Annotated in this window: 18 protein-coding genes; 7 read left to right on the top strand and 11 right to left on the bottom strand. The window is 67.5% G+C overall.

Annotation, left to right across the window (positions count from 1 at the left end; translation table 11 throughout):
• Window positions 1-497, bottom strand: a 497-nt coding sequence (locus Q8M13_RS07955) for an acyl-CoA dehydrogenase family protein (protein ID WP_305299253.1), incomplete at its 3' end; no start/stop codon positions are given.
• Between the two features lie 72 nt (window positions 498-569).
• Window positions 570-1,793: an acyl-CoA dehydrogenase family protein gene (locus Q8M13_RS07950; RefSeq protein WP_305299252.1), complete on the bottom strand. Its 1,224-nt coding sequence runs from the start codon at window positions 1,791-1,793 to the stop codon at window positions 570-572.
• A 162-nt stretch (window positions 1,794-1,955) separates the two neighbouring features.
• On the opposite strand from Q8M13_RS07950, the gene Q8M13_RS07945 reads away from it, so the two are divergent.
• Window positions 1,956-3,596 (top strand): phosphatidylglycerol lysyltransferase domain-containing protein, encoded by a 1,641-nt coding sequence (locus Q8M13_RS07945; RefSeq protein ID WP_305299251.1) that lies wholly within the window; start codon window positions 1,956-1,958, stop codon window positions 3,594-3,596.
• Window positions 3,597-3,599: 3 nt separating this feature from the next.
• Here the strand turns inward: Q8M13_RS07945 and Q8M13_RS07940 are convergent, their stop codons facing one another.
• On the bottom strand, window positions 3,600-3,803 hold the full coding sequence (locus Q8M13_RS07940) for a hypothetical protein (RefSeq protein WP_305299250.1): 204 nt from the start codon (window positions 3,801-3,803) through the stop codon (window positions 3,600-3,602).
• Window positions 3,804-4,122: 319 nt separating this feature from the next.
• Here Q8M13_RS07940 and Q8M13_RS07935 point away from each other — a divergent pair, with 319 nt between their 5' ends.
• From Q8M13_RS07935 to Q8M13_RS07920, 4 genes are read left to right on the top strand one after another with little or no spacing between them, the layout of a single operon-like run.
• Window positions 4,123-7,104: a peptidoglycan-binding protein gene (locus Q8M13_RS07935; protein WP_305299249.1), complete on the top strand. Its 2,982-nt coding sequence runs from the start codon at window positions 4,123-4,125 to the stop codon at window positions 7,102-7,104.
• Window positions 7,105-7,127: 23 nt separating this feature from the next.
• Window positions 7,128-8,048, top strand: coding sequence for a sulfite exporter TauE/SafE family protein (locus Q8M13_RS07930; protein WP_305299248.1), 921 nt, complete (start codon window positions 7,128-7,130; stop codon window positions 8,046-8,048).
• Window positions 8,048-8,812 (top strand): TIGR02186 family protein, encoded by a 765-nt coding sequence (locus Q8M13_RS07925; RefSeq protein ID WP_305299247.1) that lies wholly within the window; start codon window positions 8,048-8,050, stop codon window positions 8,810-8,812. The genes Q8M13_RS07930 and Q8M13_RS07925 overlap by 1 nt, the downstream gene beginning before the upstream one ends.
• Window positions 8,813-8,822: 10 nt before the next feature.
• The gene (locus Q8M13_RS07920; RefSeq protein WP_305299255.1) at window positions 8,823-9,290 is read left to right on the top strand and encodes a DUF3429 domain-containing protein; all 468 of its coding nucleotides are present in this window, start codon (window positions 8,823-8,825) and stop codon (window positions 9,288-9,290) included.
• 2 nt (window positions 9,291-9,292) lie between these two features.
• Here the strand turns inward: Q8M13_RS07920 and pdeM are convergent, their stop codons facing one another.
• From pdeM to Q8M13_RS07895, 5 genes are all read right to left on the bottom strand, one after another.
• Window positions 9,293-10,024, bottom strand: coding sequence for a ligase-associated DNA damage response endonuclease PdeM (gene pdeM / locus Q8M13_RS07915; protein ID WP_305299246.1), 732 nt, complete (start codon window positions 10,022-10,024; stop codon window positions 9,293-9,295).
• Window positions 10,021-12,621, bottom strand: coding sequence for a ligase-associated DNA damage response DEXH box helicase (locus Q8M13_RS07910; RefSeq protein ID WP_305299245.1), 2,601 nt, complete (start codon window positions 12,619-12,621; stop codon window positions 10,021-10,023). The genes pdeM and Q8M13_RS07910 overlap by 4 nt, the downstream gene beginning before the upstream one ends.
• A 74-nt stretch (window positions 12,622-12,695) precedes the next feature.
• On the bottom strand, window positions 12,696-13,355 hold the full coding sequence (locus Q8M13_RS07905; RefSeq protein WP_305299244.1) for a hypothetical protein: 660 nt from the start codon (window positions 13,353-13,355) through the stop codon (window positions 12,696-12,698).
• An 81-nt stretch (window positions 13,356-13,436) separates the two neighbouring features.
• Window positions 13,437-14,363 (bottom strand): phytanoyl-CoA dioxygenase family protein, encoded by a 927-nt coding sequence (locus Q8M13_RS07900; protein WP_305299243.1) that lies wholly within the window; start codon window positions 14,361-14,363, stop codon window positions 13,437-13,439.
• On the bottom strand, window positions 14,360-14,635 hold the full coding sequence (locus Q8M13_RS07895) for a hypothetical protein (RefSeq protein ID WP_305299242.1): 276 nt from the start codon (window positions 14,633-14,635) through the stop codon (window positions 14,360-14,362). The genes Q8M13_RS07900 and Q8M13_RS07895 overlap by 4 nt, the downstream gene beginning before the upstream one ends.
• 166 nt (window positions 14,636-14,801) lie before the next feature.
• Here Q8M13_RS07895 and Q8M13_RS07890 point away from each other — a divergent pair, with 166 nt between their 5' ends.
• Entirely contained in the window at window positions 14,802-17,648 is a 2,847-nt protein-coding gene (locus Q8M13_RS07890) for an ATP-dependent DNA helicase (protein WP_305299241.1), read from the top strand.
• Window positions 17,649-17,709: 61 nt separating this feature from the next.
• Here the strand turns inward: Q8M13_RS07890 and Q8M13_RS07885 are convergent, their stop codons facing one another.
• On the bottom strand, window positions 17,710-18,042 hold the full coding sequence (locus Q8M13_RS07885) for an SMR family transporter (protein ID WP_305299240.1): 333 nt from the start codon (window positions 18,040-18,042) through the stop codon (window positions 17,710-17,712).
• A gap of 174 nt (window positions 18,043-18,216) precedes the next feature.
• On the opposite strand from Q8M13_RS07885, the gene Q8M13_RS07880 reads away from it, so the two are divergent.
• Window positions 18,217-20,247 carry an elongation factor G gene (locus Q8M13_RS07880; RefSeq protein WP_305299239.1) on the top strand — a complete coding sequence of 677 codons (2,031 nt, stop codon included), beginning with the start codon at window positions 18,217-18,219 and terminating at the stop codon, window positions 20,245-20,247.
• Between the two features lie 110 nt (window positions 20,248-20,357).
• Here the strand turns inward: Q8M13_RS07880 and Q8M13_RS07875 are convergent, their stop codons facing one another.
• Together Q8M13_RS07875 and hisC are read right to left on the bottom strand one after the other, a co-directional pair.
• Window positions 20,358-21,287 carry a prephenate/arogenate dehydrogenase family protein gene (locus Q8M13_RS07875; protein ID WP_305299238.1) on the bottom strand — a complete coding sequence of 310 codons (930 nt, stop codon included), beginning with the start codon at window positions 21,285-21,287 and terminating at the stop codon, window positions 20,358-20,360.
• Complete coding sequence (hisC, locus tag Q8M13_RS07870; RefSeq protein WP_305299237.1) at window positions 21,284-22,414, bottom strand: histidinol-phosphate transaminase; 1,131 nt, start codon at window positions 22,412-22,414, stop codon at window positions 21,284-21,286. Before hisC ends, Q8M13_RS07875 begins: the two co-directional genes overlap by 4 nt.
• Window positions 22,415-22,442 lie beyond the last annotated feature (28 nt).

The raw sequence follows: 22,442 nt of genomic DNA, 5'->3' as shown, positions 1-22,442 counted from the left end.
GACGTCCAGATCTTTGAACCGTTGACCAGGTAGTGATCGCCCTTGTCCTCGGCGCGGGTCTGCAGCGAGGCGAGGTCCGAGCCCGAGCCGGGCTCGGAATAGCCTTGGCACCAACGCACCGAGCCGGTGATGATCCCGGGCAGGTGTTGGCGCTTCAGTTCCTCGGTGCCGTACTCGATCAGGGTCGGGCCGAACATCATCACGCCCATGCCGCCGATCGGGTTGCGGGCGCCGACCTTGGCCATTTCTTCTTGCAGCACGCGGGCTTGCTGGCGGCTGAGGCCGCCGCCGCCGTACTCTGCCGGCCAGGTCGGAGTGCCCCAGCCCTTGGCGCCCATGGCTTCGCGCCAGGCCTTGGCGTCGGCGCTTTCCTTGCCGCCGCCCATGGCCGCGAGTTGCGCGGCCGGGTCGGCCTGCAGGGCCTTGGGGAAGTTGGCTTCCAGCCACGCCTTGGCTTCGCCGCGGAAGGTTTCGATGTCGCCGCCAAAATCAGCCATGAAATTCGCCTCTAGAAATGTCGTCGATCAAAAACAAAGGCGCCGCCCACAATAGCACGGTGCCCATCGCGGTTACTTGGGGTCTGGCAGGCCGAGCACGCGCTTGGAGACCACGTTGATGTTAATCTCGGAAGTGCCGCCCTCGATGGAATTGCCCTTGGATCGCAGCCAGCCGCGGACCGCCAGCAGTTCGCCGGGCGCATAGCCTTCGCCATCCCAGCCCAGGCCCTGGTGGCCCATGGCCTCCACCATCAGTTCAGACCGCTCCTGAGCGAAGGAGGCGGCGGCGTACTTGATGATCGAGGTCGCCGCACTCGGACCGTTGGAGGCCCTCGCCTCGGCGGCGGTGCGGGCGATGGTCTGGCCAAGCGCCTGGAAGTTCATCTTGTTCTGGGTGACCCGTTGACGCAGGTCGTGGTCGGCCACGCGGCCGGCTTCGTCGACGCCGGCATAGGTCTTGGCGATGGAGCCCAGGTCGCCGGCTGCGCCGCCGGCCCCGCCGCCGCCGCCAAAGCCGCCCGAGATATTCTGGCGTTCATACTGCAGCAGCCGCTTGGCGATCTCCCAACCGCCGTTGACCTTGCCGACCAGGGCGTCCTTGGGCAGTTGGACGTCGGTGAAGAAGGTCTCGCAGAACGGGCTCTCGCCAGAGATCAGCTGAATGGGCCGGGTTTCCACGCCCGGCTTGGACATGTCGATAAGCACGAAGGAGATGCCTTCGTGCTTCTTCGTCGTGTCAGTGCGGACCAGGCAGAAGCACCAGTCGGCCTTGTCGGCGTAGGAGGTCCAGATCTTCTGGCCGTTAATCAGCCAGTGATCGCCTTTGTCTTCGCATTTGGTTTGAAGCGATGCGAGATCGGAGCCGGCGCCGGGTTCCGAATAGCCCTGGCACCAGCGGATTTCGCCATTGATGATCTTGGGCAGGTATTCCTTCTTCTGCGCCTCGGTCGCGTATTCCAGCAGCACCGGGCCCAGCATCCAGATCCCGAAAGAGGCCAGCGGCGCGTGATAGCGGCCGGCGGCCAGTTCCTGGTCCAGCACGCGCGCCTGCTGCGGGGTCAGTCCGCCGCCGCCGTATTCCTTGGGCCAGGTTGGGGCGGTCCAGCCCTTCTGCGCCATCTTGCGCATCCACACGATCTGCGGGTCGCCCGAGCCGGCGAAGGCGCGTCCGCCCCACATGGCTTCGGGGTCGCTCTTGATCTTGGGGTCGCGGAGTTCCGCCGGATAGTTGGCTTCCAGCCAGGCCTTAACTTCGGCGCGGAACGCGTCGAGTTCGCCGGCGCCGAAATCGGCCATGGAATCCTCCCGTGATCGGATCTGCTTTTACGCCGGCCACATTAGCGTCGGGCGCCTCAAGAGCAAGGGAAACGAAACGGTTGTTTGACGTGGTGGTAGCGCGCTGCGTAGACGCCAAATCAGGCTATATGTCGGCTACCTAGGACGGCTTTTGGCGGGCGAATGAAATTCTGGCGGGAAGTTAAACCGGCGCTGTTCGCCGTCGCGCCAACTGTGGCGGCCATTCTCGCGCTGTTTGCGGGGATCATGCTGCTGGCCTCTGGGGCCACCCCGACAATCCCCGACCGCTTCCTGCGCATATATGAAGTCACGCCGGTCGTGCTGATCGAGATCAGTCACTTCCTGTCGAGCATCCTTGGCCTGATCCTGGTTCTCCTGGCCTTCGGGCTGCGTGCGCGGCTGGACGGGGCGTGGGCGGCGAGCGTCGCCACCCTGCTGATCGCCAGCCCTTTGGCCCTGCTGAAGGCCTTCGCCTGGGAGGAGGCGGCGACGCTGGCTCTGTTCGCCGCCGTCCTGATCCCGCTGCGTGGCGCCTTCCCGCGAAAGGCGCGCTTGTCGCAGATGGAGGTGACGCCCGGCTGGTTGGTGTCGGCCTTCGCCGTGGTGTTCGGGGCCGGGCTGCTGGGTCTCTGGTCGTTCCAGCATGCAGACTATGGAGACCAGCCGTTCTGGCGGGTAATGGCTGATGACGACGCCGCCCGCGCCATTCGCGCCTGGGTCGGTGCGGCGATCCTTCTGTTCGCGTTCGGCGTCTGGCGGATGCTCGCCTCGGCCGCCACGCCGCGGGTGGTGGGTGAGGACGATCCCGAGCTTGAGCGTGTGCGGGCGATCCTGGCCAAGGCCGAGGACGCCGAGCCCGGCTCCAACCTGGCCCTGCTCGGCGACAAGCGGTTCCTGTTCTCGGCGTCGGGCGAGAGCTTCCTGATGTTCGGTGTGAGGGGGCGCTCCTGGATCTCGCTCGGCGCGCCGGTCGGCCGCCCCGACGAACGCATGGACTTGATGTGGCGGTTTCGGGAATTGGCGGACGCCCACGCCGCGCGTCCTGGCTTCTACGGTTTGGACGCCGAGCACCTGCCCGATGTGGTCGAGCTGGGCTTCGCCATCCACAAGGTGGGAGAGAGCGCCGCGGTGGCGCTGGACACCTTCAGCATCGAGGGCACCAAGCGTGGAAACCTGCGGCGCGCCTGGCGTCAGGCCGGCGAGGCTGGCGCGTCCTTCGAGGTGTACCCGCCCGAGCGCGTGCATGAGATCATGCCGCAGATCCAGGCGATTTCCGATGCGTGGCTGGTGCATCATGCCGGTGGCGACAAGAGCTTTTCGATGGGCGGCTTCTACCCCTCGTACGTCGCGGAGTTCCCGGTCGCGATCGTGCGGTTTGAGGGCAAGATCATCGCCTTCGCCACCCTCTGGACCACGGCCTGCAAGAGCGCCTTCTCCATGGACCTGATGCGCTACATCGAGGAGGGGCCTCGGCGCATCATGGACTACCTGTTCGTCGAGTTGATTGAGTGGGGACGCCGCGAGAACTACCAGGCCATCGAGTTCGGCATGGCCCCGCTGTCAGGCCTTGAGGACCGGCCCCTGGCCCCTGTGTTGTCGCGCGTGGGCGCGCTGATCTTCGAGCGGGGCGAGGAGGTCTACAATTTCCAGGGCGTGCGGGCCTACAAGGGCAAGTACGATCCGGTCTGGCGGCCGCGCTACATCGCTGCGCCCCACAAGTGGGCGATACCGTTGATCCTGGCCGATATGGGGCTGCTAACCTCTGGCGGCGTCTCCGGGCTGGCGAAGCGGCCGAAGGGATGAGGCTCAGCGTCCGGTCTTGACGCCTAGCAGGTTCACGATGTGGACGATCAGGAACATCGCGAAAGCCGCGGCCGTGACCATGATGAAGCGCCAGGGCATCATCCTCGGGCCCTTGATGACGTTCGGGGGCTTCGACCCCCGCCATCCGGCGAAGGCTGCGACGATCAGCAGCACGGCGCAAAGCACCAGGGTCAAGTTGAGGTCCATTCCCGTCCCGCCTACCTCAGGCTATGGGGGCGGGTAAAGGCGAGACGGCGTTAACCTTAACTCGGCATTAACCGAATTTCGTCTTGTTCTCACTCTACACACGGTAATCCACAGGCTTTCGCCCTGGGCGCAATATCTAGTGTTAAGGATCCGTTTACATACCACGGATCGGTGTTAGCGTCACAATTGGGCTGGGAGAACGATTCGAATGACGTCGGGGGCGCCCTGGAGTGTCAAAGGGATCGACCCTAAGGCGAGGGAGGTCGCAAAGGACCTAGCCCGCCGCTCCGGCATGACACTCGGAGAATGGCTCAATCGCGTGATCCTCGAGGACGAGGGTCCCGAAGAGATCACCTCTCAAACCTATTTCGACGAAAGGGCCGAGCGCCCGGAACGCCCGCAATTCACGCCGCGACTGGTCGAGAGCGCCGAAGCGCCGACTGCTGAGGCTGAGCGGGTGGCGGTCGCTCTTGATCGCCTGAACGGCGGCGTCGAGCAGGAAGGCATCCGCAAGACTCCCGCCGCTATCGCCGCCGAAGTGGTGATGCGCCAGGCCATGGCCCGCATCGAAGCCGCCGAACGTGAACATGTCGCCGTCGCGGCCCGTTTCGAGGGCGCGATGCAGGAGGCCCGGGCCGAGAACTCGCGCCTGGCCGAACGCCTACGGCGGGTTGAGTCCGAGGCCGCCGGTCCGCGATCGGCAGAAGCGCTGCGTTCGCTGGAAGCCGCGCTTGGCAAGATCGCCCATCACCTGCACGAGGGCGAAGGCCGGACCCGCGACACCCTCGCGGCGATGGAGCTGCGTCTTCAGGAGATCGGGGCTCAGGACGACGAAGCCGCGGTCGCCCTGATCGAGGAAGTGGTCAACCGCGTCGATGCGCGGCTCAGCGACGCCGAGGCGCGCACCGCCGATGCGTTCGTCAGCCTGGGTCAGGCGTTCGCTCACCTCGACGAGCGAGTGGACGCCGTCGATCGGGGCGGCGCCGCCAGCATCGACCGTCGTCTGGAAGACCTGGCCGCCACGCTGTCACAACGGGTCGATATCGTCCGCGAGGAAATCGCCGAGAAGATGCAGGCCGCTGCTGACGGCCGGTTCGGCCGCATGGAGCAGCAGCTCGGCGAAATGGCCGCGCGGGCCGCCGAACAGGTGTCGAGCGAGGCCATCGAAAAGATGGGCCGCGAGGTCCTGACCATGGCCGACACCCTGAACCGTAGGGTTCAGGACGCCGAAAACCGCAGCGCTGACGCCATCGAACAGGTCGGCGGCGAAGTCGCCCGCATCGCCGAGGCGATGGAAGCCCGGTTCGGCCGCTCGGAAGGCGCCCATGCCGAAGCGTTGGAAAAGCTTGGCTCGGAAATCGCCAAGATCACTGAGCGTCTGACCGAGCGGATCGGCAGCTCCGAACGCCGCGCGGCCCAGGCCATCGACGATGTCGGCGAACAGGTCGCCCAGGTCAGCGAGCGGCTCAGCCAGCGCCAGGAGCGTTCATCCGAGGATCTGGTCGAGCGCATTCGCCAGAGCGAGGAACGCACGGCGCGCCTCCTCGACGAGGCGCGCGAAAAGGTCGATCGCAGCCTAGCTGAATCCCAGCGCCGTCTTTCGGAACAGGCCCTGGCCGTTGCGCCAGCTCCCCGCCTGGTGCGCGACGAGCCGCTCTCGCCTTTCACTCCCGATCCGTTGCGCGATCTGGGTCCGGCCGAACCGACGGCCGACCCTCTGGCCTTGCAGGCCTTCGCCGCCGGCGAGGCGGGCGCTGAGCCGCAGGTCGCACCTGCCGTCTCCGCCGATGACGAGCCTGAGGCGCCGGTCGCCGCTGCATTCCCGGACACGACCGAGGCCGTGTCGTTCGATGCCGAGGACTTTGAAGCCGCCGACGGCTTCACCGCCGCCGCGCCGAGCGATCCGGTTGAAGAACTCGAGCGTGAAATGGCCGCGGCGGCAGTTGAGCCGGAACCGGTGCTCACATCCGAGCCCGAAGCCGCGCAGCCGGTCGCCGAGGACGCTTTGTCGGCCGCCCAGCCCGATGGCGAGGCGGTTGTCGAGGCGGCCGAACTCAATGCGGCGGCCTTCGATCTCGCGCCGCCGGACGCCGAACTGCAGGAACTGGCGGTAGAGCCGGAGCCGGAACGGCCGCTGACGACCCGTGAAGTCATCGAGCAAGCCCGCGCTGCGGCGCGGGCCGCTTCCAGCGGAGACTCCAAGAAGCTCGGCGCGAAGGTCGAGAAGCTGCACAAGCCCGCGGCGCCCTCGTTGTTCTCCAGCTTCGGCATGCGCCCCAAGCGCGCGGCGGGCGGAACATTGCAGACCGCGCTATTGGTTGCGGGCGGCGCGGCGTTCCTCAGCCTTGGCGCAGCCAGCTACTTCGTCGCCGACAGCGAGCCGCGTGGCGCGCCGCCGCAGCGCGTCGCCGACGCCCTGGCGGTGTTCGAGAGCGACAAGGCAGGCGAGATCTCGACGGGCGAGGCCGACACCACGCCGCTAGCCGCCGTCGCGATCGCGCCCCAACCAATGGGCACGGTGCGTCCGCCCGTGGCGGCGACCGAGTCGGCCGAGCTCGCGACTCTCTATACCGACGCCGTCCGCGCCATCGAGACCAAGGCGCCCGGCGGGCTGGATAACCTGCGCAAGGCGGCCAATCTCGGCCACTCGCCGGCCCAGTTCTATCTCGCCAAGCTTTATGAGAACGGTGAAGCCGGGCTGGCCAAGAACCTGGCCGAGGCGCGTCGCTGGACCGAACGTGCGGCCCAGGGCGGCAACCGGCATGCGATGCATAATCTCGGCATCGCCTTGATCGAGGGCAAGGGCGGCCCGAAGAACGCCGTCATGGCGGGCCAGTGGTTCCGCCGCGCCGCGGATCTGGGTTTGGTCGACAGCCAGTACAATCTCGGCGCCCTCTACGAGCAGGGTCTGGGCGAACCCCAGAACGCGGCCGAAGCCTACAAGTGGTACCTGGTTGCGGCCCGCACCGGAGATGAGGAAGCCCGGAAGAGCGCGGCCCGGGTCCGGGCCGGCCTCTCGCCCGAGGCGCGCAGCGTGTCGGAACGCGCTGCGCAAGGCTTCCGGCCGACCCCGGCCAATCCCTCGGCGTCCGGCGTAGAGACGGCGGTCGCTCCGGCCGCCGCCGTGGTCACCGCCCAGCGGGTTTTGTCGCGGCTCGGCTTTTACCAAGGTCCGATGGACGGCGTGTCGTCGCCGGCCCTGACCATGGCCGTGGCCGCCTATCAACGCGAACAGGGCCTGGTGGCGAACGGCAGCCTCGACCAGACCACGGTTTCCCGGCTGCAGGTCTTCACGCGGTGACGCGCGCCGAGTAAGGGGCGCTCTTGGACATCTATCTGCCCATAGCCGAGGTGTCGGTGAACGCCCCCATACTGATCGCGCTCGGCGCGGCGGTGGGCTTCATCTCGGGCCTGTTCGGCATCGGCGGCGGCTTCCTGATGACGCCGGTGCTGATCTTCCTTGGCATTCCCCCAGTGGTGGCGGTGGCGAGCGAGGCCAACCACGTCGCCGCGTCCTCGACCTCGGGCGTGATCTCCTACACCCGCCGCAAGGCGGTCGACTTCCGAATGGGGGGCGTGCTGGCCGCAGGTGGCGCGGTCGGCTCGTTCATCGGGGTCGAGATCTTCCGCTGGCTGCGTCTGCTTGGCCAAGCAGACCTCGTGGTGGCGCTCTCGTACCTGATCTTCCTCGGCGTCATCGGCGCCCTGATGCTGAGCGAGTCCCTGACCTCGATCCTGCGCCAGCGGCGCGGCGCGCCCCCCAAGCGGCGCAAGGATCGTCGCCCGCCTTGGCTCTATGGCTTGCCGTTCAAGATGCGGTTCCCCCGCTCGCGGCTCTACATCAGCGTCATTCCGCCGCTCGTGCTTGGCGTATTCGTCGGCATACTTTCGGCGATCATGGGGGTCGGTGGCGGCTTCGTGCTGGTGCCGGCGATGGTCTATATCCTGCGCATGCCCGCAGGCGTGGTGGTCGGCACCAGCCTGTTTCAGATCATCATCACCACCTCGCTGACCAGTGTGCTGCAGGCCGGACGTAACCAGACGGTCGATGTGGTGCTGGCCACCTTGCTGCTGATCGGCGGGGTTCTCGGGGCTCAGGTCGGGGCGCGGGCCTCCTCGCGGTTTCGGGCTGAGGAATTGCGGGCGCTGCTGGCCTTGATCGTGCTGGCTGTCGGCCTGCGCATGGGCCTTGGCCTATTTTTCACGCCGGCCGAGCCCTTCGTACTGATGGCGGGGAACGGCTGATGCCCTACGCCGCTCCGCCGGAAACGCCGCCCGCCGCGGTCTCGGCCGCCCTGACCACCACCAATGTGCGGGTGACGTCGAGCTTCCGCGGCGCGCGCATCGTGCTTTACGGGGCGGTGTTCGATCCGACCGCCCAGCCCAGCGACGTGGTGGTGATCGTGCGGGGACCGGAGGCGCCGCTGCGGATGGCGCGCAAGACCCGCGTAGCCGGCGTCTGGGTCAACTCCCGGCCGGTGGTGTTCGAGGGCGCGCCCGGCTTCTACATGGCCGCCTCGACCCGGCCGCTGGGCGAAATCGCCAGCTTCGGCACCCTGCGGCGGCTCGGGGCCGGCGTCGATCATCTGGCGATCAACGCGCCGCTCGAAGAGCGCACCGAGACGCGCTACGGCGTGCGCGACGTGGTCGTCAGCCGGCTGGGTCAGGACTATCTGGATTGGCGCCGCGCCGTCGTGCGGCTGAAGGAACAGAGCGGTCTCTACGCCGCCGACGAACAGGGCGTGACCTTCGTCGACCGGGGTCTGTTCAAGGCCGAGATCGACCTGCCGACCGCCGCCCCCATCGGGGTCTATACGGCCGAGATATTCCTGTTCCAGAACGGCCAGCCGGTGTCGCGGCGCATGCGCGGCCTGACCGTGGAAAAGGCCGGGATCGAGCGGGCGCTTTACCTCTTCGCCCACAACAGGCCATGGTCCTACGGCTTGGTCTCGGTAGCGATCGCGCTCGCCGCCGGCTGGGCCGCCTCGGTCGTCTTCCGGAGGAACTGACCGCTTGGACATGCACACCAACACCGAAGTTCACGCCGAAGCCTCCGCGCCGACGGCGCTCTGGGTCATCGCGCTACTGTGCATGGCGCCGTTCCCGGTTTCGGCCGTCGCCTATGTGTTTGGCCCGGCGGACGTGACTGGGCCGGCGTTGACGGTGTTGCTGACCTGGTCGGCGGTGGTGCTGGGCTTTCTGGGTGGTATTCGTTGGGGGCTGGAAAGCGCTCGCGCCACGCCGCGCTGGACCAGGTTGGGAGCCTCTATCGTTTCACCCGCCTTCGCCTGGGCGCTTGTATTCGCGCGGGGCTCGCTGGATACGCCCTGGCTGCTGTGCGGGTTTTTGGGCGCCTTTATCCTGCAGTGGCTCTTTGACCATTCGGCGCCGGACGTACCCGCCCGCTATCCGCGGTTGATGACCACCCTGACCCTGGGCGCGTGCATCTCCCTGGCGCTGGCCTTGGAGCAGGCCCTCAGGATGTAGGGTTAGTCGCCCGCCACCGATCGCCAGCCGACGGCGTGGACCCGGTCGGCGCCCAGCGCTCCGCATAGCGGCGGCTGGGAGAACAGGCCTGCGAAGGCCGCGTCCCTGATGTTCAGGCCTCCGGCGTAGGCGCCGAAGGCCGGCACGACCATCCGCGAACCATCGGTCACGAAGCACCGCCGCCGTACGCTGCCGCGCGAGGCGACAACGCGGGCGCAAGGGTGCAGGTGGCCGGCGACCTCGCCGACCTGCGGCCCCTCGACAGGCTCATGGCGCAAGGTCAGGCCGGCGACCGAAAGCTCGTCGGCGACATCTCCCGGCAGGGCGCGCGGCCCATCGGCGTCATGGTTGCCAATCACCCAGATCAGCCGCGTCGCGCCGGCCAGGGATCGCAAAGTCTGGGCGTCGTCGCGGGCCAGTCGATCCTCCGACTTGCGATCATGGAAGGTGTCGCCAAGCAGGACCACGGCGTCCGGCAAGGTCGCCATCACCTCGGCCTGCAGCCGCCGCAGCGTCTCGCGCGTGTCATAGGGCGGCAGCATCTGGCCGCGCATGGCGTAGGCCGAGCCCTTCTCCAAATGCAGGTCAGCGACAACGAGGGTTCGCTGTTCCTCAAGCCATAGCGCGCCGCTGGCGCGCAGGGTCACCGCCGCGCCGTTCAGGCGGGTGCGCAAGCCTCCGCAGGGGCTGGCCGCGAAGGCGTAGGCGGGGGAGGGCGAGGCCAGGGCGCTCAAGACAGGGCCTCGGCGATCAGATCTTCCTCGGCCTCGGCCAGGATCATTTCACCGGCCTGGCCGGGCGAGCGCTCCTTGCCGATCTCCAGCAGTATCGGCACCGAGAACGGCGAAAGGTGCTCCAGCGGCGAATGACGGATGCGCCCCTGGATACGCTCCAGCAGCAGGCCCAGGCGGGCGACGTCGATCAGGCCGGTCGCAGCGTCTTCGCGTGCGCAGCGCAGCAGCAGGTGGTCGGGTTGGTGTCGGCGCAGCACGTCGTAGATCAGGTCCGTTGAGAAGGTCACTTGCCGCCCGGTCTTCTCGTGCCCCGGGAAGCGTCGCTCGATGAGGCCGGAGATGATCGCGCAGCCCTTGAAGGCGCGCTTCATCATGAAGCTCTCCGCCAGCCAGGATTCCAGGTCATCGCCCAGCATGTCCTGGGCGAAGAGTTCGTCGAAATCGAGCCCGTCCATGGGTTTCAGGGCCCAGATCGCCATCGCATAGTCGTTGCAGACAAAGCCCAGCGGCGCGGCGCCCATCCGCTCCAGCCGCCTCGTGAGCAGCATGGCCAAGGTGGTGTGGGCGAGCCGCCCTTCGAACGGATAGACCACCATGAAGTGACGCTTGCCGCGCGGAAAGGTCTCCAGCAGCAGGTCGTCGGCCGGCGGGATCAGCGAGTGGTCGCGCTGGACTTCCAGCCACTCTCGGACATCGGCCGGCAGCACCTTCCAGTGCTCCTGGTCGTACATCAGCTCGCGGACCCGCCCCGCCAGGAAGGTCGAGAGCGCGAACTTCGACCCGCCCCAGGACGGCATTTTCGGATCGCGATTGGTTGCGGGGCTGACCAGCACCTCCGTGCCGGTGACGCCGACCAGCGCCCAGACCTGGCCTGCGAACACGAAGGTGTCTCCGGGGTCGAGCATCTCGAGCATGCCCTCCTCGACCTCTCCGATCTTGCGGCCGCCGCGCCGCGCCTTGCCCATTGCGATGCGCACCGTGAGCACGGCGGGCGAGACGATGGCGCCGACGTTCAGGCGGTGGCACTGGGCGGTCTCGGCGTTGCGCACGCGCCACAAACCGTCCTGGCCCACCACGATCCGGCGGAAGCGGTCATAGGTCTTGAGCGCGTAGCCGCCGGTCGAGACAAAATCGACGACCTGCTCGAAGTCCTCCCAGATCAGGTCGCGATAGGGGCCGGCCGAACGCACCTCGTCATAGAGCGCCAGGAGATCGAACGGCTCGGAGCAAGCGCAGCCCATCACGTGCTGGGCCAGGACGTCGAGCGCGCCGATTCGGGTGGGTTCGCCGTCGAAACGGTTCTCGGCTATGGCCTCCCGGGCCGCCTGGCATTCCAGCATCTCGAAGCGGTTGGCGGGCACGAACAGGGCGCGGCTGGGCTCGTCCAGTCGGTGGTTGGCGCGGCCGATCCGCTGGACCATCCGCGATGCGCCCTTGGGCGAGGCCAATTGGATGACCAAGTCGACGTCGCCCCAGTCGATGCCCAGGTCGAGCGTGGAGGTGCAGACCACGGCCCTGAGTTCGCCGCGCGCCATCGCCGCCTCCACCTTGCGACGCTGCTCGGCGGCCAGGCTGCCGTGGTGCAGGGCGATGGGCAGGTTGTCGTCGTTGAGACGCCACAGTTCTTGGAAGGCGAACTCAGCCTGGAAACGGGTGTTGACGAATACCAGGGCGGTCCGGGCTCCCTTGATGGTGTCGTACACCTCCTGCATGGCGTGTTTGGCGGTGTGGCCGGCCCACGGCACCCGGCCTTCTGACAGCAGCATATCGACGATCGGCTGGGCTCCGGCCGGACCGCGCACGAGATCGACGGTTTCGTAGACGGCCCTAGATGCTTCCTCGCTGGGTGAGCTGGCGGCGAAGCCGACTGAGGGGGACTTCGCCCCCGGTACGGCTGCGGCCCCCTCCACCACTTCGAGGTCCCCCTCCCCCACAGGGGGAGGATCTGGATCGGGAATTTTTCCATAGGCCAGCCAGCGCCGGATCACGTCGGGATCGTCCACTGTCGCCGACAGCCCTACCCGTCGCAGGTTCGGCGCGAACTGCTGCAGGCGCGCGAGATCGAGCGCCAGCAGGTCGCCGCGCTTTGTCGAATGCAGGGTGTGGATTTCGTCGAGGATGACGCAGGAGAGATTCTCGAAGTAGAGCCGCGCGCCCTCCCAGGCGCAGAACAGCGCCAGTTGCTCAGGCGTGGTCAGCAGGATGTCCGGCGGCTTGACCCGCTGGCGGGCCCGCCGCGCCTGACCGGTGTCGCCCGTCCGGCTCTCGGCGACGATCGGCAGGCCCATCTGAAGGATCGGCGCCATCAGGTTGCGCTCGACGTCCACCGCCAGCGCCTTCAACGGCGAGATGTAGAGGGTGTGGATGCCCTGCGGCGTGTTGGACGGCGGCCGCTGGGCCAAGTCGATCAGGCTCGGCAGGAAGCCGGCCAAGGTCTTGCCGCCGCCGGTCGGCGCGATCAGCAGAGCGTCGCGGCCCTCTCTAGCCTTGGCGATCATCTCCAACTGGTGCGCGCGCGCGCTCCAGCCCCGGCTCTCGAACCAGGTGGCGAATTTCTCGGGCAACAGGTCAGGCGGCGTGGCCGCGGCGTCAGCCATCACCGCATATGATGTTCCCGTTCCGTTTCAGGCAAGGTGCTTCTCGACGCAGCCTTGATGTCCGCGTTGCCGCGCTATGCGAGCCACATCCGATATGCCGCGATCACGAACAGTAGGATCGCCAAGCCGACCCAGAGTTTGTTCACTTTCGGTTTGTCGCCCAGCCCCTTTGATTGGTCGCTGCGACCAGCGCTGATCACGCGGAAGAACTGCAGGTCCTGGCCGATCTTGCCCTCCGGCTCCCAGCCGCCAAGGGTTTCCGCCAGTTCCAAGGGAGCCATGAACAGGAAGTCTTCGGCGTCGTCGTCTTCTAGGTTCCGCTCGGCGAGATGGCGGTCACGGATCGCCGCGAATTCGCTCGGAGGATCCCCCGCCACGATGAGGCTACCTTCAACCTCCTCGTCGTAAAGCCGGTCGGTTTCGCCCGGCGCTTCGGTCGCTACCGACCAGATCTGTCGGCCGTCTTCATAGCCCCAGACGCTGCTCGTGCAGTCGTTGCCTTCGGCCCTGGCCGCGACCAGCGAAGCGCCTCTAGACAGTTCCGCAATACGATCCAGCGGCAGCTCATCGTAGTCGGTGACGATGAGCACGCGGCCCTGAGCCGTGATCGCCCATGCAAAGTCGCCTCGCCTCGGATAGTCGAGGGGCTCACCGCGATCAACGAGGCCAAGGCGGGAGAGCACCTCGTCCTTGTCGAGTCCGGTTACGGAAACCCAGTCGTGCGCGTATCCCATGTGCCCCACCCTCTAAAGGTGCGGCCAAATTGTGTTCCCGGTACGTTCTTGTCAAGCTTGCCAGGCGAGGACGTATCGGATTCAGGCGCTCGCCTGGTTCTCCAGCCGGGTGAGCCAGTAGTCGGCGTCGTATGTCGGGTCGCCGGTCAGGTAGCGCCACAGCTTGATGCGGTTGAGCATTTCGAGCCGCCCGGTGTCCTGTTCGAACCAGGGCTCGGGCGTCATCAGGATTTCCTCGATGCTCTCCGGCGGCTGAGCTTTCACGTAGAAGATCGGCCGCTGGGCCGACTGGGGTTGCAGGGTGGAAAGGTCGAACTTCCGCGCTTGGGATCGGCTCGGGTTCATACGGATCTTGAACATGGTGCGGGTGCGCTCGGCCAGGTTCACGCCGCCGCCGTGCCAGACGCCGGAATGCAGGAAGAGCAGGGTGCCGGCCTCGCAGACCATGTGCTGTTGGCCGCGGATGTTCTGATAGCGGCCGAGCGCCACCTCGCTAACCTTGCGCAGATGGGTGCCTGGGATGAACCGCGTGCCGCCCATCTCCCGCGTCACCGCGTGCGGATAGTACATGATCTGCACGTCGAAGGCCGTGCGCGGGTCGATGGTCGAGTCCTGGTGGGTGTGCTGGGATACGCTCTCGCCGCCGGAGTGATAGGCGGGCGGGAATGTCACGTGCAGGAAATGGTGGTCGAAGGTGGGGTCCTCGCCGACCAGGCTGCGAATAGCGCCGGCCACCAGCGGCAGTTCCAGCATGCGGTTGACGGCCGAGCCTTGTGGGTAGGCGCGCGCCAGCGGCGTGCCGGCTGCAACCTCGGGAACGCCTGCCTCGGCCAGCAGCCGGCCATAGGCTTGGCGCAGCGTGGAGTCCGGCTGCGGCGAGGCGATCTCGCCCATCTCCGCCAGGAACTGGGCATTGATATCGTCCGGAACGACGCCATCGAATCGCAGGAACCCGCGGGCCGTGAAGCTGGCCATCTGACTGGCGGTGAGCAGGGGCAATCCGGTCATGCCGCAACCTCCACAAGGCGTTCGAAGAAGAACTCGTACTTCAGGTAGCTGACGTCGAACTCCGCGCCGCGTTGATGCGGCAAGATCTGCGAGGCCTGGAAGAGCCGCCAGCCATCCTTCAGAGCATCAACGCCAGTCTTGTAGGGTGGAGTGTCTGTATCGCCGGCCATGGGGCGGGTCTCGCCTGTGCCATCATAGACCGCCCAGGCCACAGTCGGCGCGTCGAGCGCCGAATTGGCCAAGTATAGGACCAGCACTTTCTGGCGCGTCATTTGTCTCTTCCCTGTCCCGGACTGTGTCGCCAGGTTGGCTGTGATCATGGACTCAGGCGCGAGAGCAGGACAACTTCTATTTGTCTCCAAATCGGCTGACGTCGCGGAAGATCAAATTGAGAACGTCGCCGCTGACATCTGGCGTGAACGTCGCTAAGTCCAAGGGGTGAACGCCCCTTCCACCACCCTTGATCTCGCCCCGGCGCTCGTGGTGCTGCCGGGACCGCGCGCCGCTGTCGCCGATGGCGGCGGAACCCAGGCGGTGCGTGCACCCGATGCGCGGGAGTTGTTTGAGCGCGGTCCGGTCCTGGTCGCTCACGCCTCGATGACCGCAAAGCGCTTGGGACTCTATGCGCCGGCTCGCGCCTCGGGTCTGTTCGACGCCATGGAGCTGTTCGCTTTTGTGCGGCCAGCGCGGTTCTGCGCGCCGTCCGCGGCGGGGCTGGCCCTGGCGCTGGGACTGCCCGAGCCCAAGGGCGCGCCGGCCCAGGCCCAGACCTTGCGCGAGGCCGCGCGGGTGCTGCTGGCCGAGATCGCCGCGACCCCCGAACCCAGCCGTGAGGAAGCGTTGGCCATTGCCGAGACCCTGATGCGGGTCGGCTGGGCCTGGGGCCCGCCCATCGTGGCGGCCCTGCGCTCCGGTCCGGTCGGCAATCAGTTCCGGACCTCGGGCCTGGACGTGTGGACCAGGGTCATGGAGTGGGAGGACCAGGCGCCCCCGGGCGAAGCCACCTCCACCCCCATCGCCGGCGAGGACGCCGCCAAACGGCTGGCCGAGCTGCTGCAACGCTCCGGGCTGGACGAGAGCCGTCCGGCCCAGGCCGAGTACGCCTCGGAAGCCGCCTACGCCTTCCAGCCGCGCGAGCGTGAGGGCGAGCCCCGCATGATGTTGGCCGAGGCGGGCACCGGGGTCGGCAAGACGCTCGGCTATCTGGCCCCTGCCTCGCTGTGGGCGGAGGCCAACGGACCCTCGGTGTGGATCTCGACCTACACCCGCGCCCTGCAGCGCCAGATCGAGCGCGAGAGCCATTCGATTTATCCCGACCCCAAGGTCCGGGCGCGGAAGGCCGTGGTCCGTAAGGGGCGCGAGAACTACCTCTGCCTGCTGAATTTCCAGGACATGGCCAACACCGCCCAGCTTGGCGGGGCGGACCTGATCGGCATGGGCCTGGCGGCGCGATGGGTGCGCGCAACCCGCGATGGCGACATGACCGGCGGCGACTTCCCAGCCTGGCTGCCCACCCTGTTCGCGGTCCCGGCTGCGGGACAGGCCAGCGCGGCGAACCTGGTCGATCGGCGCGGCGAGTGCATCCACGCTGGCTGCTCGCACTACCGAACCTGCTTCGTGGAAAAGGCGATCCGGGGCTCACGCAAGGCCGACATCGTGATCGCCAATCACGCCCTGGTCCTGACCCAGGCCGCCTTCGACGGGGCCCGTGCGGCGCGCGGTTCCAAGGGTGACGGCGAAACCACCCAACTTAAGCGCATCGTCTTTGACGAAGGCCACCACCTGTTCGACGCTGCCGATGCGGCCTTTTCCGCCGCGCTGTCGGGGCAGGAGACCGCCGAACTGCGCCGCTGGATGCGCGGGCCGGAGGGCCGTGGCCGCCGGGGCCGGGGGCTTGAGGCGCGGCTGATGGACATGCTGGGCGATCGCGAGGACGCGCGCACCGCCCTGACTGACGCGCTGCACGCCGCGGCCGCCCTGCCGGGCGAGGGCTGGTCGGGACGGATCGCCCCGCCCAACGGCGAGGTGAACCCGATCGGCCCGATCGAGCTTTTTCTGGTGGCGGTCATCGAGCAGCTTCGCGCCCGCGCCGCGCCCTCGGACGTCGGCATGGAATGCGCGGCGCGGCCGGCGCTCGACCGGGTTCGCGCGACCGCGCGGGACGCCGCCGCCGCCCTGGCCAAGATCGAGGCGCCGCTGCTGGCCCTGGCCCGCCATCTGGAAGACCTGCTGGACGAGGAAGCCGCCCAGATCGTCACCAGCGATCGCGGGCGGATCGAGGGCGCGCTGCGTGGCCTGGACCGTCGCTGCCGCATGCAGCTTCCGGCCTGGCGCTCGATGCTGCGCGCCATCGACGAGGACGCCGAGGACGACCCCGATTTCGTCGATTGGTTCGACGCGACCTTCCTCTATGGCCGGGTGGTGGACGCCGCCAGCCGCCGTCACTGGGTCGATCCGACCGAGCCGTTGACCAATGCCGTCATCGCCCCCGCCCATGGGGTGCTGGTCACCAGCGCGACGCTGTCCGACGCCACCTTGGACGACCCCTTCGCCCTGGCCGAGATGCGCACCGGCGCCGCGCGGCTGCCCGACCGGCCCAAGACGCTGAAACTCGCCTCGCCCTTCGACTACGCGAACAATGCGCGGGCCTATGTGGTCACCGATGTCGGGCGCGACGATCCTCGGCAGGTGGCCGCGGCGATGCGTGAGTTGTTCCTGGCGGCCGGCGGCGGCGGTCTTGGCCTGTTCACCGCAATCCGCCGGCTACGCGCCGTGCATGAACGCATCGCCGCCCCGCTCGCCGACAAGGGCCTGGCGCTCTACGCCCAGCATGTCGATCCGCTGGAGGTCGGCGCCTTGGTCGATATCTTCCGCGCCGAGGAGGACGCCTGCTTGCTCGGCACCGACGCGGTGCGCGACGGGGTCGACGTGCCGGGACGCTCGCTGCGGCTGCTGGCCTTCGACCGTGTGCCGTGGCCGCGACCCGACATCTTGCACAAGGCCCGCCGCACCCGGTTCGGCGGCAAGGGCTATGACGACAGCGTCGCCCGCGCCCGGATCAGCCAGGCGTTCGGGCGCTTGATCCGCCGCGCCGACGACAAGGGCGTGTTCGTGATGCTGGACGCCGCCGCTCCGACGCGGCTGTTTTCCAGCCTGCCGGAAGGCGTGCGGGTCGATCGCCTGGGTCTGGTCGAGGTGATCGAGGCGGTGACGGAGTTCCTCCAAACCTCGTCATCCTCCGGTCAGCCGCAGGCTGATCCGGGGGACCCAAGCGGAGTCGCCTAACCTGCCGGGCCGCTTGGGTCCCCCCGATCGTCTTGCAGACGACCGGAGGATGACGAGGTTTCTAGTGGCCCGCGCTCTTCGAGAAGACGTTGATCACCACCACCCCGGCCAGGATCATGCTCATGCCGATCATCGCTGGAAGGTCGAGCTTCTGCTTGAACAGCACCCAGGCGATGGCGGTGATCAGCACGATGCCGACCCCCGACCAGATGGCGTAACCGACGCCGACCGGCACCGTCTTCATCGAATGGGACAGGCACCAGAAGGCGAAGCCGTAACCCGCGATGGTGATCAGCGAGGGGCTTAGTTTGGAGAAGCTGTCGGAGGCCTTGAGCGCGGTGGTGGCGATCACCTCGGCGACAATGGCGAGGCCCAGCCACGCGTAACCGTTCATGCTCGTTCCTGTGAGGCTCCGAAGAGGGACGCGCAATATGGGGTGGTTCGGCGCCGGTGACCACGGCTCGCGTCTCCTTGACTTGCATCGGGGCCAGTGCGGGTGGAAGCATAAGGATGTCGGGGTTTCTGCGCCCGTCCCCAAGGCGGGCGCCTGGACTTGGGAGGACGGACCATGGGCAGACCAGGTTCCGGCTCGACACGCGCCATCGCCCTTGTGGGGGCGCCGGGAGCCGGCAAGACAACCCTTCTAGAAGCCATGTTATTCGCGAGCGGCGCGATCCCGCGTCAGGGCGAGGTCGGCGCAACCAGCGTCGGCGACGCCAGTCCGGAAGCGCGCCAGCGTGGCCAGTCGACCGAGTTGAACATCGCCGGCTTCGAGTTCATGGGCGACCGCTACGCCGTGATCGACTGTCCGGGCTCGCCGGAGTTTGCGGGCGCGGAGGACTATGTGCTGCCCGCTGTGGACTTGGCTGTGGTGGTGGCCGATCCCAATCCCGTTCGGGCAGGTCTATTGCAGCCGATCCTGAAGGCGCTGGAGGATCGCGGTGTCCCGCATGCGGTCTTCGTCAACCGCATCGACCAGGCGCGCGGCGGCCTTGACGAATTCATGGCGACCCTGGCGCAGGCCTCCACTGCGCCGCTGGTGGCGCGCCAGATCCCATTGGTCGAGCAGGATAAGGTCACTGGTTTCGTAGACCTCGCCCTGGAACGGGCCTTCGCCTATCGGCCGGGCCAGGCCTCGCAGCAGATAGACCTGGTGGGCGATTTGGCGGCGCAGGAGGCCGACGCGCGCTTCCACATGCTCGAGCAGTTGGCCGACTTCGACGATGACCTGATGGAGCAATTGCTCTCGGACTTCAATCCAAGCCGCGATGCGGTGTTCGCCGACCTCGTTACCGACTTCCACGGCGGTCTGATCGTGCCGGTGTTCTTCGGCTCGGCCTTGAACGGCTTTGGCGTTCGGCGGCTGTTGAAAGCGCTGAGGCACGAAACGCCCGATGTCTTGGTCGCCGCTGGACGGATGGAGTTCGACGGTCCGTGCAGCTATGTCTTCAAGACCTCGTTCGCCGGCCAGGCGGGCAAGGTCGCTTATGCGCGGGTCATGGGCGGGGAGTTGACCGACGGCGACGAACTGACCGCCGAAACCGGCGAGAAGTCCCGGGCCGGCGGGCTGCTGGCGGTCTCTGGGCTCAGCACCCGTAAGATCGACAAGGCCCATCCCGGCGATGTGGTCGGGATCGCCAAGCTGGAGACGGCGAGCGCTGGTCAGGTATTGTCGATGGACGGCAAGCCCCGCCGTTGCGCGATACCGGTGGTCCGCGTCCCGACGCTTTATGCGATGTCCATCGCCGCCAAGGACCGCAAGGACGATGTGCGGCTGTCTGCGGCTCTGGCCAAGCTGGCCGAGGAGGATCAGGCCCTGGAGGTCACCCTGGATCCCGAAACCCAAGAGACCCTGATATCGGGGCGCGGCGAAGCCCATCTCCAGGTCACCGTTGAGCGACTGCGTCGGCGGTTTGGGCTGGAGGCGACGACGCAGGCGCCGAAGGTCTCCTACAAGGAATCGGTCCGCAAGCCGGTCACCCAGCGCGGTCGCCACAAGAAGCAGACCGGCGGTCATGGCCAGTTCGGCGACGTGGTGCTGGAAATCAGGCCGCGCGCCCGTGGCGAGGGCTTCGCCTTCTCACAGAAGATCACCGGCGGGGTGGTGCCGCGGCAATGGATCCCCTCGGTCGAACAGGGTGTGCGAGACGCGCTTGAACGCGGGCCGCTGGGCTTCCCCGTGACCGACGTCGAGGTGGTGCTGACCGACGGCTCCTATCACAGCGTCGATTCCTCGGAGATGAGCTTCCGAGCGGCCGGCAGGTTGGCCATGAGCGACGGCCTGCGGGCCTGCGCGCCCTATCTGTTGGAGCCGATCGAGAAGCTGACGATCCACGCGCCCCAGGCCTCGACTTCGAAGATCACCCAGGCGGTGTCGGCCAGGCGCGGCCAGATTCTCGGCTTCCAGCCGCGTGAGGGCTGGAGCGGGTGGGACGACATCGAGGTCTGCCTGCCAAGATCGGAGCGCCAGCACCTGATCGCCGAGCTTCGCGGACTGACCCAGGGGTTGGGCGACTTCACCGCTCAGTTCGACCACATGGCCGAGATCCCCGGACGGCTGGCCGAGGAGATCGTCAAGCGCGAGCGGCCGGCGGCGTGAGCCCTCTCAGTCGGCTTCGCCGCCAGCTCTCCCAGAGGGGGAGCATCTAGGCTTTGAGCAGATCCTCCCCCTTTGGGGGAGGTGGCGCGCGTAGCGCGACGGAGGGGGAACTAGTGCTTGCCGCGATCACGGCCGAAGTTCGGCTCGGCGCTTTCCTGGCCGGCCGCGATGATGCCACGGCGGATCTCGCGGGTCCGGGTGAAGAGGTCGTGCAGCTTGTCGGCCTCGCCCCAGCGGATGGCCCGCGACAGCGCCTGCAGGTCTTCGGTGAAGCGGCCGAGGATCTCCAGCACCGCGTCCTTGTTGGCGACGAAGACGTCGCGCCACATGGTCGGGTCCGACGCGGCGATGCGGGTGAAGTCGCGGAAGCCGCCGGCGGAGTACTTCATCACCTCGGCCTGGGTGACCTCCTCCATGTCGGCGGCGGTGCCGACGATATTGTAGGCGATCAGGTGAGGCAGGTGGCTGGTGACGGCCAGCACCAGGTCGTGATGGCGATCGTCCATCTGGTCGACATTGGCGCCCAGCGCACGCCAGAATTCCGACAACTGGCCGACCGCCTCGATATAGGGCTCGTCGGTCCTGGCCTGGGGCGTCAGGATCACCCAGCGGTTCTGGAACAGTTCGGCTAGGCCCGCGTCGGGGCCAGAGTGCTCGGTGCCGGCGATCGGGTGGCCAGGAATGACGAACACGCTATCGGGCAGGGCGGCGGCCAGGGCGTCGGAGACCGAGCCTTTCACTGATCCAACATCGGTCACAGTGGCGCCGGGTTTCAGAGCCGCGGCGGCGGCCTTGGCGGCCTCGCCCATGGCCAGCACCGGCACGGCCAGCACCACGAGGTCGGCGTCCTTCACGGCCTGCGCGATGTCGGCCGTGACTTCATCGGCGTAGCCGAGTTCGACGATGCGGTTGCGGTGCGCCTCGCTGGCGTCGGCGACGGCGACAACGCCGACCACGCCGGCTTCACGCGCCGCCCGGATCACCGAGGAGCCGATCAGCCCGCAGCCGATCACCGCCATCCTAGGATAGATCACGCTCACGCCGGTTCGCCCTTCATGAAGTCTTGCAGCGCCTCAACGATAGCCCGGTTGTGCTCTTCCAGGCCGATGGTGATGCGCAGGTGATTGGGCAGGCCATAGCCGGCCACGTAGCGGACGATCAGGCCGCGCGCGCTCAGGAAAGCGTCAGCCTCCCGCGCGGTCTTGCCCGGCGCGGTCGGGAAGCCGACCAGCACGAAATTGGCCGCCGACGGCAGGGGTTCGAGGCCCAGGCCCCCCAGTTGCTGGGTCAGCCACGGCCGCCACTGATCGACGAGGGCGAGCGAGCGCTCTTGGAATTCGTCGTCGGCCAGCGCGGCGACGGCGGCGAGCTGGGCCGGGATATTGACGTTGAAGGGCAGGCGAATGCGGTCGATGGCGCCCGCCATTTCCTCCGGCATATAGGCCCAACCGACCCGCAGGGCAGCTAGGCCGTGCAGCTTGGAGAAGGTGCGGGTGACCACGACATTGTCGAACTCGCGCACCATCGACATGCCGTCTTCATAGGCCGGGTCGTGGCAGAACTCGGCATAGGCGCCGTCCAGGCAGAGCACCACGCTGGGCGGCAGGGCCGCGTGCAGCCGCCGAATCTCTTCGGCCGAATTCCAGGTGCCGGTCGGGTTGGCCGGGTTGGCGACGAAGACGATGCGGGTGCGGGCGTCGACCAGTTTCAGCAGCTCATCGACATCGACGCGGTAGTTCGGCTCGCGCGCCATTCGGACTTCCGCCTGGCAGGCGCGGGCTCCGATGGCGTAGGCGCCAAAGCCGAACTCGCCCTGGACGATGTTGTCGCCCGGCTCGAGGAAGGTCTGGTTGAGCAGCTGGAAAATCTCGTCCGAGCCGCAGCCGAACAGCAGGCGCTCCGGCTCCAGGCCATACTTCACCGCCAGCGCCTCGCGCAGGGCGGTGGTGCGGCCATCGGGGTACATCTGCAGTTGGTCGAAGGCGGTCGAGAAAGCCTCGCGGGCTGCGGGGCTGGAGCCGAGGATGTTCTCGTTGGCCGACAGCTTCAGCGGATGCTCGACGCCGTCGATCTTGGACTTGCCAGGCACATAGGGGGCGATGTCCATGATGCCCGGCTTGGGCGTCGGACGGGGAGCAGCGGCGCGATCGAGAACGATATCTGACATGGGCGGAAAGGGCCGGTCGTGACGGGGA

The organism is Phenylobacterium sp., from assembly GCF_030681155.1.
Classification (GTDB): Bacteria; Pseudomonadota; Alphaproteobacteria; order Caulobacterales; family Caulobacteraceae; genus Phenylobacterium.
Note: the sequence above shows the minus strand (reverse complement) of the source record. Positions and strands in the feature narration are given on the sequence as shown.

Excerpts from the sequence above, each read along its gene's own strand:
- Q8M13_RS07895 (WP_305299242.1), bottom strand. The coding sequence starts at position 14,635 with ATGACGCGCCAGAAAGTGCTGGTCCTATACTTGGCCAATTCGGCGCTC.
- Q8M13_RS07905 (WP_305299244.1), bottom strand. The coding sequence starts at position 13,355 with ATGGGATACGCGCACGACTGGGTTTCCGTAACCGGACTCGACAAGGAC.
- Q8M13_RS07880 (WP_305299239.1), top strand. The coding sequence starts at position 18,217 with ATGGGCAGACCAGGTTCCGGCTCGACACGCGCCATCGCCCTTGTGGGG.
- Q8M13_RS07900 (WP_305299243.1), bottom strand. The coding sequence starts at position 14,363 with ATGACCGGATTGCCCCTGCTCACCGCCAGTCAGATGGCCAGCTTCACG.
- Q8M13_RS07940 (WP_305299250.1), bottom strand. The coding sequence starts at position 3,803 with ATGGACCTCAACTTGACCCTGGTGCTTTGCGCCGTGCTGCTGATCGTC.
- Q8M13_RS07920 (WP_305299255.1), top strand. The coding sequence starts at position 8,823 with ATGCACACCAACACCGAAGTTCACGCCGAAGCCTCCGCGCCGACGGCG.
- Q8M13_RS07910 (WP_305299245.1), bottom strand. The coding sequence starts at position 12,621 with ATGGCTGACGCCGCGGCCACGCCGCCTGACCTGTTGCCCGAGAAATTC.
- Q8M13_RS07950 (WP_305299252.1), bottom strand. The coding sequence starts at position 1,793 with ATGGCCGATTTCGGCGCCGGCGAACTCGACGCGTTCCGCGCCGAAGTT.
- Q8M13_RS07925 (WP_305299247.1), top strand. The coding sequence starts at position 8,048 with ATGCCCTACGCCGCTCCGCCGGAAACGCCGCCCGCCGCGGTCTCGGCC.
- hisC (WP_305299237.1), bottom strand. The coding sequence starts at position 22,414 with ATGTCAGATATCGTTCTCGATCGCGCCGCTGCTCCCCGTCCGACGCCC.
- Q8M13_RS07885 (WP_305299240.1), bottom strand. The coding sequence starts at position 18,042 with ATGAACGGTTACGCGTGGCTGGGCCTCGCCATTGTCGCCGAGGTGATC.
- Q8M13_RS07945 (WP_305299251.1), top strand. The coding sequence starts at position 1,956 with ATGAAATTCTGGCGGGAAGTTAAACCGGCGCTGTTCGCCGTCGCGCCA.